This window comes from Pseudomonas synxantha BG33R, from assembly GCF_000263715.2.
Classification (GTDB): Bacteria; Pseudomonadota; Gammaproteobacteria; order Pseudomonadales; family Pseudomonadaceae; genus Aquipseudomonas; species Aquipseudomonas synxantha_A.
Window position 1 is genome coordinate 6,129,183 of sequence record NZ_CM001514.1, and the last position, 13,553, is coordinate 6,142,735.

The 13,553-nt window shown below is 60.1% G+C and carries 16 protein-coding genes; 12 read left to right on the forward strand and 4 right to left on the reverse strand.

The annotated features are described in order from the left end of the window. Position 1: 1 nt before the first annotated feature. Entirely contained in the window at positions 2-907 is a 906-nt protein-coding gene (gene argB, locus PSEBG33_RS00715; RefSeq protein WP_005792485.1) for an acetylglutamate kinase, read from the forward strand. Positions 908-1,022: 115 nt separating this feature from the next. Here argB and pyrE read toward each other — a convergent pair whose 3' ends face one another. Next, positions 1,023-1,667 carry an orotate phosphoribosyltransferase gene (gene pyrE / locus PSEBG33_RS00710; RefSeq protein WP_003195489.1) on the reverse strand — a complete coding sequence of 215 codons (645 nt, stop codon included), beginning with the start codon at positions 1,665-1,667 and terminating at the stop codon, positions 1,023-1,025. A gap of 82 nt (positions 1,668-1,749) precedes the next feature. Between pyrE and PSEBG33_RS00705 the strand changes: the two genes are divergently transcribed. Beyond that, positions 1,750-2,529, forward strand: coding sequence for an exodeoxyribonuclease III (locus tag PSEBG33_RS00705; RefSeq protein ID WP_003195493.1), 780 nt, complete (start codon positions 1,750-1,752; stop codon positions 2,527-2,529). A 60-nt stretch (positions 2,530-2,589) separates the two neighbouring features. Here PSEBG33_RS00705 and PSEBG33_RS00700 read toward each other — a convergent pair whose 3' ends face one another. Next, entirely contained in the window at positions 2,590-2,958 is a 369-nt protein-coding gene (locus tag PSEBG33_RS00700; RefSeq protein ID WP_005792486.1) for a DUF4870 domain-containing protein, read from the reverse strand. A 22-nt stretch (positions 2,959-2,980) separates the two neighbouring features. Further along, positions 2,981-3,703, reverse strand: coding sequence for a ribonuclease PH (gene rph, locus PSEBG33_RS00695; RefSeq protein WP_005792487.1), 723 nt, complete (start codon positions 3,701-3,703; stop codon positions 2,981-2,983). A 214-nt stretch (positions 3,704-3,917) separates the two neighbouring features. Between rph and PSEBG33_RS00690 the strand changes: the two genes are divergently transcribed. The 6 genes from PSEBG33_RS00690 (at position 3,918) to PSEBG33_RS00665 (ending at position 9,211) form a co-directional block, all read left to right on the forward strand. Beyond that, complete coding sequence (locus tag PSEBG33_RS00690) at positions 3,918-4,781, forward strand: YicC/YloC family endoribonuclease (RefSeq protein WP_005792488.1); 864 nt, start codon at positions 3,918-3,920, stop codon at positions 4,779-4,781. A 10-nt stretch (positions 4,782-4,791) separates the two neighbouring features. Beyond that, positions 4,792-5,412: a guanylate kinase gene (gene gmk / locus PSEBG33_RS00685; RefSeq protein ID WP_003213284.1), complete on the forward strand. Its 621-nt coding sequence runs from the start codon at positions 4,792-4,794 to the stop codon at positions 5,410-5,412. 167 nt (positions 5,413-5,579) lie between these two features. Continuing rightward, positions 5,580-5,843, forward strand: a complete 264-nt coding sequence (rpoZ, locus tag PSEBG33_RS00680; protein WP_003176920.1) for a DNA-directed RNA polymerase subunit omega — start codon at positions 5,580-5,582, stop codon at positions 5,841-5,843. 60 nt (positions 5,844-5,903) lie between these two features. Then, positions 5,904-8,009 carry a bifunctional GTP diphosphokinase/guanosine-3',5'-bis pyrophosphate 3'-pyrophosphohydrolase gene (gene spoT / locus PSEBG33_RS00675; protein ID WP_005792489.1) on the forward strand — a complete coding sequence of 702 codons (2,106 nt, stop codon included), beginning with the start codon at positions 5,904-5,906 and terminating at the stop codon, positions 8,007-8,009. 24 nt (positions 8,010-8,033) lie between these two features. Beyond that, positions 8,034-8,414, forward strand: coding sequence for a RidA family protein (locus PSEBG33_RS00670; protein WP_003176922.1), 381 nt, complete (start codon positions 8,034-8,036; stop codon positions 8,412-8,414). Between the two features lie 56 nt (positions 8,415-8,470). Continuing rightward, complete coding sequence (locus tag PSEBG33_RS00665) at positions 8,471-9,211, forward strand: hypothetical protein (protein WP_005792490.1); 741 nt, start codon at positions 8,471-8,473, stop codon at positions 9,209-9,211. Between the two features lie 65 nt (positions 9,212-9,276). Here PSEBG33_RS00665 and PSEBG33_RS00660 read toward each other — a convergent pair whose 3' ends face one another. Then, the gene (locus PSEBG33_RS00660) at positions 9,277-10,128 is read right to left on the reverse strand and encodes an SDR family oxidoreductase (protein WP_005792491.1); all 852 of its coding nucleotides are present in this window, start codon (positions 10,126-10,128) and stop codon (positions 9,277-9,279) included. A gap of 188 nt (positions 10,129-10,316) precedes the next feature. Between PSEBG33_RS00660 and exbB the strand changes: the two genes are divergently transcribed. From exbB to PSEBG33_RS00640, 4 genes are all read left to right on the forward strand, one after another. Beyond that, the gene (exbB, locus tag PSEBG33_RS00655; protein WP_005792492.1) at positions 10,317-11,300 is read left to right on the forward strand and encodes a tonB-system energizer ExbB; all 984 of its coding nucleotides are present in this window, start codon (positions 10,317-10,319) and stop codon (positions 11,298-11,300) included. 6 nt (positions 11,301-11,306) lie between these two features. Continuing rightward, positions 11,307-11,732, forward strand: a complete 426-nt coding sequence (exbD, locus tag PSEBG33_RS00650; RefSeq protein ID WP_003195519.1) for a TonB system transport protein ExbD — start codon at positions 11,307-11,309, stop codon at positions 11,730-11,732. Then, positions 11,729-12,475, forward strand: coding sequence for an energy transducer TonB family protein (locus PSEBG33_RS00645; protein ID WP_005792493.1), 747 nt, complete (start codon positions 11,729-11,731; stop codon positions 12,473-12,475). Before exbD ends, PSEBG33_RS00645 begins: the two co-directional genes overlap by 4 nt. Before the next feature lie 156 nt (positions 12,476-12,631). After that, on the forward strand, positions 12,632-13,552 hold the full coding sequence (locus tag PSEBG33_RS00640; RefSeq protein WP_005792494.1) for a hydrogen peroxide-inducible genes activator: 921 nt from the start codon (positions 12,632-12,634) through the stop codon (positions 13,550-13,552). Position 13,553 lies beyond the last annotated feature (1 nt).

Here is a 13,553-nt window from a genome sequence, read left to right on the forward strand (position 1 = left end):
AATGACCCTCGAACGCGAAGCCGCTGCCAACACCGCCAAGGTCCTGTCCGAAGCGTTGCCTTATATTCGACGCTACGTCGGCAAGACGCTGGTGATCAAGTATGGCGGCAATGCCATGGAGAACGAAGAGCTGAAAAATGGCTTCGCTCGCAATGTCGTGCTGATGAAAGCAGTGGGCATCAACCCAGTAGTCGTACATGGCGGCGGGCCGCAAATTGGCGACCTGCTCAAGCGTCTGTCTATCGAGAGCCACTTCATTGATGGCATGCGCGTGACCGATGCACAAACTATGGACGTGGTCGAAATGGTTTTGGGCGGTCAAGTCAACAAAAGCATTGTCAACTTGATCAATAGCCATGGTGGCAGCGCGATTGGCCTGACCGGCAAAGATGCCGAACTGATCAGGGCCAAGAAACTCACCGTGACGCGGATGACGCCGGAGATGACCACTCCAGAAATCATCGACATCGGCCAGGTGGGCGAAGTGATCGGCATCAACACCGATTTGCTCAACCTGCTGGTCAAGGGCGACTTCATCCCGGTGATTGCGCCGATCGGCGTGGGTGCCAATGGCGAGTCCTATAACATCAACGCCGATCTGGTAGCCGGTAAGGTGGCGGAAGCACTGAAGGCTGAAAAGCTGATGCTACTGACCAATATCGCCGGTTTGATGGACAAGGAAGGCAAGGTACTGACCGGCCTGACCACCCAGCAGGTAGACGACCTGATCGCCGACGGCACCATCTACGGCGGCATGTTGCCGAAGATCCGTTGCGCGCTGGAAGCAGTCCAAGGTGGTGTAGGCAGCTCGCTGATCCTGGATGGCCGTGTGCCGAATGCAATCCTGTTGGAAATCTTCACTGATACCGGTGTGGGCACGCTGATCAGTAACCGCAAGCGTCCTTAACCGCTGCAAATAAAAAGGCCCCGCTCAATCCGATTGAGCGGGGCCTTTTTGTATAGAGCCAGAGGACAATGGAGATCCCCCTCCTACACAAGCCCCTTTCAACAAAAATTCAGTATCAGACGCCAAACTGCTCGCGGTATGCACGCACAGCCGGCAAATGCTGCTTGAGCTGCGGATCATCCTCCAGGAACTGCAACACCTGGTTCAACGACACGATACTTACCACGGGAATGCCGAAATCACGCTCCACCTCCTGGATCGCCGACAACTCACCGTTGCCACGCTCCTGGCGGTTCAAGGCGATCAGCACGCCGGCGGCCTTGGCGCCGTCCTGGGAAGCGATGATTTGCATCACCTCACGAATCGCGGTGCCGGCGGTGATCACGTCATCGATGATCAGCACATCACCGGTCAACGGAGCCCCTACCAGGCTGCCGCCTTCACCGTGGGCCTTGGCTTCCTTACGGTTGAAGCACCACGGCAGATCCTGCCCATGATGTTCCGCCAGGGCCACCGCTGTAGCCGCAGCCAGGGGAATACCCTTGTAGGCCGGACCAAAAAGCACATCAAAGGAAATACCGCTTTCAACGATGGCTGCCGCGTAGAAACGCCCCAGCTGAGCCAGGGCCGAACCCGAGTTGAACAAGCCTGCATTGAAGAAGTACGGGCTGGTGCGCCCGGACTTGAGAGTGAACTCACCGAAGCGTAAAACGCCGCGATCGATGGCAAAACGAATGAAATCGCGTTGATACGCCTGCATGAAAAAAGCCTCAGATACCACGGATTTAGCTAATTAGGTGGACGGCGTGTATCATACACGCACGCGATTTTTGGGGCCATTTATGCGGATCATCAGTGTGAACGTTAATGGTATTCAGGCTGCAGTCGAGCGTGGTTTGCTCAGTTGGCTGCAAGCCCAGAATGCCGACGTCATCTGCCTGCAGGACACCCGCGCCTCCGCCTTTGAACTGGACGACCCAGCCTTCCAACTGGATGGCTACTTCCTTTATGCCTGCGATGCCGAAGTGCCCACCCAAGGTGGCGTGGCTTTGTACTCGCGGTTGCAACCCAAGGCGGTCATCAGCGGCCTCGGCTTCGAGACAGCCGACCGCTACGGGCGCTACCTGCAAGCCGATTTCGACAAGGTCAGCATCGCGACCTTGCTGCTTCCTTCGGGGCAGAACGGCGATGAAGACTTGAACCAGAAGTTCAAGCTAATGGACGACTTCGCCCGTTACCTGGATAAACAGCGACGCAAACGTCGCGAGTACATTTATTGTGGCTCGCTGTACGTGGCGCAACAGAAGCTGGATATCAAGAACTGGCGCGACAGCCAGCAATCACCGGGCTTCCTGGCGCCGGAACGGGCCTGGATGGACGAGATTGTCGGCAACATGGGCTATGTCGATGCCCTGCGCGAAGTCAGCCGCGAAGGCGACCAGTACAGCTGGTGGCCGGATAACGAACAGGCCGAGATGCTCAACCTGGGCTGGCGCTTCGACTATCAGCTGCTGACCCCGGGACTGCGCCGGTTCGTACGCAGCGCTCGCCTGCCACGCCAGCCGCGCTTCTCGCAGCACGCGCCGCTGATCGTGGACTACGACTGGACCTTGACCATCTGAGGTCCTTTTCCAGGCACAAAAAAAACCGACAGCAATGTCGGTTTTTTTGTGGCCGCTCGGTTACTTGACCAGACGCCAAGTCCACGGATAGCGATAGGCAATGCCCTTGTTGGCCTTGATCCCGGCAATGATCGTCAGTATCAACGCCCCTATCACCAGTACGGTCATCAGCAAAAAGCCGACCACCACGAAGCCCAACACCAGACACACCAACCAGGCGATGGCCACGGTGATCTGGAAGTTCAGAGCTTCCTTGCCCTGATCATCGATAAGCGGGTCCACATCCTTCTTGAACTGCCACAGGATCAGCGGCCCCAACACGCTGCCGAAGGGGAACACCAACCCTGCAAACGCCGCGAAATGACACAGCATTGCCAACTGGCGTACTTCCTTGGACGGTGCCGGAACCGGCAATTGGCTGTCATTCATGGCGCTTCTCCTTGGGGCAGGCTTAGTCAGCGAGTGCAGCGGTTTGCAGTGCAAAGATTTCGGTCATGCCCTTCTGGGCAAGGGCCAGCATCGCGTTCAGCTCAGCCGGCTGGAATGGCGCGCCTTCGGCGGTGCCCTGCACTTCGATGAAACCACCGGTGCTGGTCATGACCACGTTCAGATCGGTCTCGGCGGCCGAGTCTTCCAGGTAATCCAGGTCCAGCACAGGCTCGCCCTGGTACATGCCGACCGACACAGCGGCGATCATCTGCTTGAGCGGGTCACCCGCTTTGAGGCCACCACGCTTCTTGATCACTTTCAATGCGTCGACCAGGGCCACCATGGCGCCGGTGATGGATGCAGTACGGGTACCGCCATCAGCCTGGATCACGTCGCAGTCGACGTACAGGGTCACGTCGCCCAACTTGGACATGTCCAGCGCGGCGCGCAGGGAACGGCCGATCAGGCGCTGGATTTCCAGGGTACGCCCGCCTTGCTTGCCACGGCTGGCTTCACGCTGGTTACGCTCACCGGTGGCGCGCGGCAACATGCCGTACTCTGCGGTCAACCAGCCCTGGCCCTGGCCCTTGAGGAAGCGCGGCACGCCGTTTTCGACGCTGACGGTGCAAATCACCTTGGTATCGCCAAACTCGACCAGTACGGATCCCTCGGCGTGTTTGGTGTAGTTGCGGGTGATGCGGATCGAGCGGAGCTGATCGGCAGCGCGACCACTTGGACGTTTCATAGGGGATACCTGTACTGAGGACGAAAAACTGCCGAGCATTATAGAGCCGCGAGCCGATTCGGGGCACTTCTAAAAATTCGGTTACGAATGCGCATGTTTGGGCGCCTCCTGCGCACTGCGCTACAATCCTGCGCCTCTCGACTGTAGGAGCGAGCTTGCTCGCTCCTACAGGTCGGCCTGGCCAATCTCTATCTATCCAACACGAGGTACCTCCATGGTGCACAGCATGACCGCCTTCGCCCGTGTCGAAAAAGCCGGGGTTCAAGGCACCCTCAGCTGGGAATTGCGCTCGGTCAACAGCCGTTACCTGGAGCCACACCTGCGCCTGCCCGAGTCGTTCCGCGACCTCGAAGGCGCCGTCCGTGAAGCGCTGCGCCAGGGCATTTCCCGTGGCAAGCTGGAATGCACCCTGCGTTTTACCGAAGAAACCACCGGCAAACCGCTGCAGCTGGACCGCGACCGCGCCGCACAACTGGTGGCCGCCGCCGAAACCATCGCCGGCCTGATCAAGCAACCGGCCGCGCTGAACCCTCTGGAAGTGCTGGCCTGGCCCGGCGTACTGGTGGGCGACGCAACCGACCCGCAGGCCCTGAACGCCGAAGCCCTCGCGCTGTTCAACCAGGGCCTGAAGGAACTCAAGGCCGGCCGTGAGCGCGAAGGCGCTGAACTGGCGCGCCTGATCAACGAGCGTCTGACATCGATCGAAGCCGATGTGGTCACCCTGCGCGAACTGGTGCCGCAGATGCTTGCCACCCAGCGCCAGAAGATCCTCGACCGCTTCACCGACATGAAAGCCGACCTTGACCCGACGCGCCTGGAACAGGAAATGGTCCTGCTTGCCCAGAAAAGCGACGTGGCTGAAGAGCTCGACCGCCTGAGCACCCACATTCTTGAAGTGCGCCGCGTGCTCAAGTCTGGCGGCGCCGCCGGTCGGCGCCTGGACTTTCTGATGCAGGAACTCAACCGCGAAGCCAATACACTGGGCTCCAAGGCGTTCGATCCGCGCAGCACCACGGCGGCGGTCAACCTCAAAGTGTTGATCGAGCAAATGCGCGAACAAGTACAGAATATTGAGTAAGGCAACCTCCATGACCCACAGCACCGGCACCCTTTACATCATTTCCGCCCCTTCGGGTGCGGGCAAAAGCAGCCTGGTCAAAGCCTTGACCGACGCTGACGAGCAGATCCGCATTTCGGTGTCGCACACCACCCGCGCCATGCGCCCGGGCGAAGTGAACGGCGTGCACTATCACTTCGTCGAGCGTACCGAATTCGTCAAGATGATCGAACACGGCGACTTCCTGGAGCGTGCCGAAGTCTTCGGCAATCTCTACGGCACCTCCCAAAGTCATCTGCAGCAGACCCTGGACGAAGGCCACGACCTGATCCTGGAAATCGATTGGCAGGGCGCCGAGCAAGTGCGCCAATTGATGCCCAAGGCACGCTCGATCTTTATCCTGCCGCCGTCGCTTGAAGCCTTGCACCAGCGCCTGACCAACCGTGGCCAGGACAGCGACGAGATCATCGAAGGGCGTATGCGTGAAGCCGTGAGCGAAATGAGCCACTATGTCGACTACGACTACCTGATCATCAATGACGATTTTGCCCACGCTCTGGATGATTTGAAGGCGATTTTCCGTGCCAATCAGCTCCAGCAAAAGCGTCAACAGCAGCGTTTCGGCAAATTACTCGCCGAACTGCTCGGCTGATTGGCGCTTCCCAAAACCGCTGCAAGGGCCTTACATTGGCACTTGTAGCGGTTTTGCGAGAACCTGCGAAAAATCAGCGCTTCCCTAAACGCTGGTGATTTTTTAAACTGCTCAGTCCGCTCGCCCAACCGGGCAGCGCGCATCTTGCATTCGCTCCGAGGAATACCATGGCCCGCGTAACCGTTGAAGACTGCCTAGAACACGTGGATAACCGCTTTGAGCTGGTCATGCTCTCTACCAAGCGTGCCCGTCAACTGGCCACTGGCGGCAAAGAGCCCCTGGTCCAGTGGGAAAACGACAAGCCTACTGTTGTAGCCCTGCGTGAAATCGCTGAAGGCCTGATGAGCTACGAGTTCATTGCCAACGCCGAAATCGTTGAAGACGAACCGCTGTTTGCAGCGTTCGAGGACGAGTCCAACGAGGCCGTCTAAGCCTATGCCAGGTCGACGTAGCACGGCGCAGGGTCACAGTCATCGGCAGGAGTTCACACTTTGCCGAGCATAGACGCCCTCGCCGATCGCTTATCGGCCTACCTCGGCCCCGACCAGGTCAACCTGGTCCGCCGAGCGTATTTCTACGCCGAACAAGCCCACGACGGCCAACGCCGACGTAGCGGTGAAGCGTATGTCACCCATCCCCTTGCGGTGGCAAATATCCTGGCCGACATGCACATGGACCATCAGAGCCTGATGGCCGCGATGCTGCATGACGTGATCGAAGACACCGGCATTGCCAAGGAAGCGCTCAGCGCGCAATTTGGCGAAACCGTGGCCGAACTGGTCGACGGGGTCAGCAAACTGACCCAGATGAACTTCGAGACCAAGGCCGAAGCCCAGGCGGAAAACTTCCAGAAGATGGCCATGGCCATGGCCCGAGACATTCGGGTGATCCTGGTAAAGCTGGCCGACCGGCTGCACAACATGCGCACGCTGGAAGTGCTGTCCGGCGAAAAGCGTCGGCGCATCGCCAAGGAAACCCTGGAAATCTACGCGCCCATCGCCAACCGGCTGGGCATGCACGCCATTCGTATCGAATTCGAAGACCTTGGTTTCAAAGCCATGCACCCGATGCGTTCGGCGCGCATCTACCAGGCGGTCAAACGCGCCCGGGGCAATCGCAAGGAAATCGTCAACAAGATCGAAGAATCCCTGAGCCATTGCCTGGCGATCGACGAAATCGAAGGCGAGGTCAGTGGCCGCCAGAAGCACATCTACGGCATCTACAAGAAGATGCGCGGCAAGCGCCGGGCCTTCAACGAGATCATGGATGTGTACGCGTTCCGGATCATCGTCGACAAGGTCGATACCTGCTACCGCGTGCTGGGCGCTGTACATAATTTGTACAAACCCTTGCCGGGCCGCTTCAAGGACTACATCGCGATCCCCAAGGCCAACGGCTATCAGTCGCTGCATACCACGCTGTTCGGTATGCATGGCGTGCCGATCGAGATTCAGATCCGTACCCGCGAAATGGAAGAGATGGCCAACAACGGCATCGCCGCCCATTGGCTGTACAAATCCAGCGGCGACGAGCAGCCCAAAGGCACCCATGCCCGCGCCCGTCAGTGGGTCAAGGGCGTGCTGGAAATGCAGCAACGTGCCGGCAACTCCCTGGAATTCATCGAAAGCGTGAAGATCGACCTGTTCCCGGACGAGGTCTACGTGTTCACGCCCAAGGGCCGGATCATGGAGCTGCCCAAGGGCTCCACGGCGGTCGACTTTGCCTACGCGGTGCACACCGACGTGGGCAACAGCTGCATTGCCTGTCGGATCAATCGTCGTCTCGCGCCGCTGTCCGAGCCCCTGCAAAGCGGCTCCACGGTCGAGATCGTCAGTGCTCCAGGCGCACGCCCCAACCCGGCATGGCTGAACTTCGTGGTCACCGGCAAGGCCCGTACGCATATTCGCCACGCCCTGAAACTGCAGCGTCGCTCAGAGTCCATCAGCCTGGGCGAGCGCCTGCTGAACAAGGTGCTCAACGGCTTCGACAGTGCCCTGGACAAGATTGCGCAAGAGCGCGTGCAGGCGATGCTTCACGAGTATCGCCAGGAAACCATCGAAGACCTGCTCGAAGATATCGGCCTGGGCAACCGCATGGCCTACGTGGTCGCCCGTCGCTTGCTGGGCGAAGGCGAACAGCTGCCGAGCCCGGAAGGCCCGCTGGCGATTCGCGGCACCGAGGGTCTGGTGCTCAGTTACGCAAAATGTTGCACACCGATTCCGGGCGACCCGATTGTCGGCCACCTGTCCGCAGGCAAGGGCATGGTGGTGCACCTGGACAACTGCCGCAATATCACCGAAATCCGCCACAACCCGGAAAAATGCATCCAGCTCTCGTGGGCCAAGGATGTCACCGGCGAGTTCAACGTCGAGCTGCGGGTGGAGCTGGAACACCAGCGCGGCCTGATCGCCCTGCTGGCCAGCAGCGTCAACGCGGCCGACGGCAATATCGAGAAAATCAGCATGGACGAACGTGATGGTCGCATCAGCGTGGTCCAACTGGTGGTCAGTGTGCACGACCGCGTGCACCTGGCCCGCGTGATCAAGAAACTGCGCGCCTTGACCGGTGTGATCCGCATCACCCGTATGCGTGCATAACCGATCCATTACAAGGAGTCATTCATGACCAAGACAGTTATCACCAGCGATAAAGCCCCAGCCGCCATCGGCACCTACTCCCAGGCGATCAAGGCGGGCAACACCGTCTACATGTCCGGCCAGATTCCGCTGGACCCAAAGACCATGGAGCTGGTTGAAGGCTTCGAAGCCCAGACCGTACAAGTCTTCGAAAACCTCAAGTCCGTGGCTGAAGCTGCCGGTGGTTCGTTCAAGGACATCGTCAAGCTGAACATCTTCCTCACCGACCTGAGCCATTTTGCCAAGGTCAACGAGATCATGGGCAAGTACTTCGAACAACCCTACCCAGCCCGCGCCGCCATCGGCGTTGCAGCCCTGCCAAAGGGCGCACAGGTTGAGATGGACGCCATTCTGGTCATCGAGTAAAACACCCGGCGCAGCCCCAAAAGGCTGCGCCGGCTTCGTTTCATAAGGATTTCGTAATGCGCAAAGCGCTTGTAGCCTCTTCGTTGCTCGCACTGTTGCTGGGCGGCTGTGCCAGCAACCCGGCCGACCTGGACGTAAGCGGTACCTGGATCAACCAGGCCGCCATCGACGCGGCAGCCAAGGGCGGCCCTTTGCGTGAAGCCCTGCAATCCTATGGCCCCAACCTTGAGTGGGAGGTCAATACCAAGGCGTTGCAGGCGCGCTACTACAACGGTTTTGAAGTAGCGGAAGGCAAGTTGTCGGGTGAAAAACCCGGCGCGTGGAGCGTGGACTTCTACGGCAGCTCCGCCACCGAACTCAAGCGCAAAGGCAAACAATTGCTGCAAGTGGCCAACGACAATGAGCCAGAGCAGCTGTTCGCCCGCGCCAAAGACCCGGCCCCCGAAGGCGCACCACTGGGTGCCAACTTCGAACGGGCACTGTATGCGGCCTACATGGGCGGCGACTGGAAGATAACCGACGGCACCGGCAACGGCGCCACAGTGCAGTTCCAGGCTGACGGCAAGATCGCCGGTCTGCCTGGCGTTGACCGTTACTCACTGTGCCTGGCGGGTGATTGCGCCTCCATGAGCGGCGGCTACGACAGCATCTGGCTGCAACTGAACGGCCAGGGCAATCCATGGATCTTCGTACGCAAGGGTGAGCAGCTGGAAATCTTCCAGGCGATCAACACCGCGCAGGCGGATGAAGTGCCTCAGTTCACCCCAGGCCCACGCCAGTGGCTGCTTGAAAAGTAATAACAGCGTCATCTGGATCTAAAGGTGGGAGGGGGCTTGCCCCCTCCCACATGTTTGACCGGGTTTCAGCCTTTCAGGATGGCGGTATAGCCTTCCCGGTAAGTCGGGTATGTTGGCACCCAACCCAGCGCCTTGATGCGCGCATTGCTGCATTGCTTACTGCCGGCACGGCGCACACTGGCGTCCTCAGCCCATTCGGTTACGCCCAGGTACTCGCGCAACCAACCCACCACCTCTGCCAGTGGCGCAGGCGCATCATCGACACCGATGTACACCTTGTCCAATGCACCGCCCTGCTCCACGTGCCGCAATAAAAAGGCCAACAACCCGGCCGCATCATCGGCGTGAATCCGGTTGCCATATAAAGGCGGGTCAACCGCTACGCGGTAGCCTTGACGCACCTGGGTCAACAGCCATTCACGACCCGGGCCGTAAATCCCGGTCAGCCGCACGATGGTGGCCGGAATACCACTATTGAGCGCCACTTGCTCAGCTTCCAGCATCACCTGCCCGGAATAACCCTTCGCTTGCGTCTCTGACGTTTCGTCGACCCACTCGCCGTTCTGCTGCCCATACACACTGCTGCTGGAGACAAACAGCAAATGCTTGGGCGTCTGGCCGTAGTCGTCCAGCCACTCCAATACATGCTGCAACCCTTGCACGTAGGCGGCGCGATAGCCGGCCTCGTCGTGGTCGGTGGCAGCGGCGCAGTACACCAGATAATCCACCCCGCCGATCGGCCAGGTGTCCGGGCAATCCTTTTTGAACAGATCGCCAGCGATGCCGATCACGCCGTCGGGCAAGCGTGAAATATCGCGGCGCAGGCCGTGGACCTCCCATTCCGAGGCCAGCAATTGGCTAGCCAGCCGACTACCCACATCACCGCAACCGGCAATCACAACAGAAGGCGCAGACATCATAAAACTCCATTCTCAAAGGCGCAGATTAGCCGCGCGAGTGGATCAACGGCCAGTAAAAAGCGAAATAAAGTAACAGTGCCACTTTAGTTAACAAGAATTACTTGCAATAATAACCGCCCATTTGTCCTCGACCCAAAAGGGTCTGGAAGGACGATCACCCATTTTTTCTCTCAGGTCCGGCCAGCATGACACGTAATACAACCCCCGCTTCGCCAACCAAGCCTCACAGCCCATCCCGCGCCTGGCGTGCGATTGCTGCGATGCTGTTCAGCGTCCTGCTGGCACCGACCGCCGCATTCGCTGATGCCACCGCACCCGCCACTCCGGCAGCTACCGAGCAGAATGCTGCTGCCCCGACGGCGCCTGCCGTTGCGCCAGTGGCTACCGACCCGGCCCAGGCCACGGGCGACGCCGCACCTGCCAACGAAACCGGCGTTGTGCTGGAAGAAGACAACACCCTGGGCATGGCCCACGACCTGTCGCCATGGGGCATGTACCAGAATGCCGACGTAGTGGTGAAGGCCGTGATGATCGGCCTGGCCATCGCGTCGATCATCACCTGGACCATCTGGATTGCCAAAGGCTTCGAGCTGCTGGGCGCCAAGCGTCGTCTGCGCGCTGAAATCGTCCACCTGAAAAAAGCCACTACCCTCAAGGAAGCGAGCGAAACCGCAACCAAAAAGGGCACCCTGGCCAACACCCTGGTGCACGACGCGCTGGAAGAAATGCGCCTGTCGGCCAACACCCGCGAAAAAGAAGGCATCAAGGAACGCGTGGCGTTCCGCCTGGAGCGCTTGGTTGCCGCTTGCGGCCGTAACATGAGCAGCGGCACCGGCGTACTCGCCACCATCGGTTCCACCGCGCCGTTTGTCGGCCTGTTCGGCACCGTATGGGGCATCATGAACAGCTTCATCGGCATCGCCAAAACCCAGACCACCAACCTCGCCGTCGTTGCCCCCGGCATCGCTGAAGCCCTGTTGGCCACTGCCCTGGGCCTGGTTGCCGCGATTCCAGCGGTGGTGATCTACAACGTCTTCGCCCGTTCGATCGCCGGCTACAAGGCTCAGGTATCGGATGCGTCGGCAGAAGTCCTGCTGCTGGTCAGCCGTGACCTCGATCACCTACCTACCGAGCGCAGCTCGCAACCGCACATGGTGAAAGTGGGGTAATCGGCCATGGGCCTGCATTTGAATCAAGGCGACGACGAACTCGTCGAGAACCACGAAATCAACGTTACGCCGTTTATCGACGTGATGCTGGTGCTGCTGATCATCTTCATGGTGGCTGCACCGTTGGCCACCGTGGACATCAAGGTTGACCTGCCCGCCTCCAGCGCCAAGCCGGCGCCGCGGCCGGAGAAGCCGATTTTCCTCAGCGTCAAGGCGGATCAACGCCTGTTCCTGGGCGAAGAAGAGGTCAAGGCTGAAACCCTGGGGCCGGTGCTCGACGCCAAGACTCAGGGCAAGAAAGACACGACGATCTTCTTCCAGGCCGACAAGGGCGTGGACTACGGTGACCTGATGAGCGTGATGGATGCCCTGCGGGCAGCCGGCTACCTCAAGGTAGGCCTGGTCGGACTTGAGACGGCAGCCAAGAAATGATCACGACGCGCCACAAACTGACGCGTTACGGCACCAGCCTCGCCGTCGTGCTGGGCGTGCATGCCGTCGCGATCATCATCGCGCTCCAATGGTCCGCGCCGCAGGTGATCCAGTTGCCGCCGGCCGCGATGGTCATCGACCTGGCGCCGCTGCCAGCGCCACCGCCGCCGCCGGCACCGCCCAAGGTCGTGGCGCCACCGCCGCCACCGGTTGAAGAGCTGCCCCTGCCGAAATTGGCCGAGGCGCCCAAACCGACGATCCAGGTGCCCAAGCCGGTCAAGCCCAAACCCAAGCCGCAACCGCCCAAGCCCGTGGAGAAAAAGCCCGATCCGCCCAAGGAGAAACCGTCCGAGGAGCCACCGAGCGAAACGCCGCCGAGCAACGCGCCTGCGCAAAAATCCGCCCAGCCCGCTCCCGGTCCTTCGGCACAACAGCTTGCCGCCCAGGCATCCTGGCAAAGTACCCTGCTGGCGCACCTGCAGAAGTACAAGAAGTACCCGCCGGGCGCCCAGCAACGTGGCAAGGAAGGCATGAACCGCTTGCGCTTCGTGGTCGATGGCGAAGGCAATGTACTGTCCTACGAACTGGAAGGCCGCTCCGGCAACGCCGACCTGGACCGTGCGACCCTGGAGATGATCCGCAAGGCTCAACCCTTGCCCAAACCGCCTGCCGACTTGTTGAAAAACGGCAGTGTCGAACTGGTTGCGCCCTTCGTTTACAACATCGATAAACGTCGCCGCTAGCAGAGCAATGTGGGAGGGGCTCGCACCCTCCCGCATCGTCTTTCACCGCGACAACAATTTCCGACATTCCCCACTCAATCCCCAGCAAAGTTCTGATAACGTGCGTCTATCGATTGCAGCCGGTATGCTTGGCCCGCAACTTCATGGACGCCCGCTATGACTCTTACAGAATTACGCTACATCGTGACCCTCGCCCAAGAACAGCACTTCGGCCATGCCGCCGAGCGTTGCCACGTCAGCCAGCCGACGCTGTCGGTGGGCGTGAAAAAGCTTGAAGACGAACTCGGTGTGCTGATTTTCGAGCGCAGCAAGAGCGCCGTGCGCCTCACCCCAGTGGGCGAAGGCATCGTTGCCCAGGCCCAGAAGGTCCTGGAACAAGCGCAAAGCATTCGCGAGCTGGCCCAGGCCGGCAAGAACCAGCTGACCGCACCGCTCAAGGTTGGCGCGATCTACACTGTCGGCCCTTACCTGTTCCCGCACCTGATCCCGCAACTGCACCGCGTCGCGCCGCAGATGCCGCTGTATATCGAAGAAAACTTCACCCACGTGCTGCGCGACAAACTGCGCAACGGCGAGTTGGACGCGATCATCATCGCCCTGCCGTTCAACGAGGCGGACGTGCTGACCCTGCCGCTCTACGACGAGCCGTTCTACGTGCTGATGCCGGCCTCGCACCCGTGGACCAAAAAGGACACCATCGACGCCGGCCTGCTCAACGACAAGAGCCTGCTGCTGCTCGGCGAAGGCCACTGCTTCCGCGACCAGGTACTGGAAGCCTGCCCGACCCTGACCAAGGGCAACGAAGGCGCCAAGCACACCACGGTGGAATCCAGCTCCCTGGAAACCATTCGCCATATGGTCGCTTCCGGCCTGGGTATTTCGATCCTGCCGCTGTCAGCGGTAGACAGCCATCACTACGCTCAAGGCGTGATCGAAGTTCGCCCACTCACGCCTCCGGTGCCGTTCCGTACCGTGGCGATCGCCTGGCGCGCCAGCTTCCCACGCCCCAAGGCAATTGAGATTCTCGCCGACTCGATCCGCCTGTGTTCGGTGGCCAAGCCGCCCGCTGCGAGCTAAG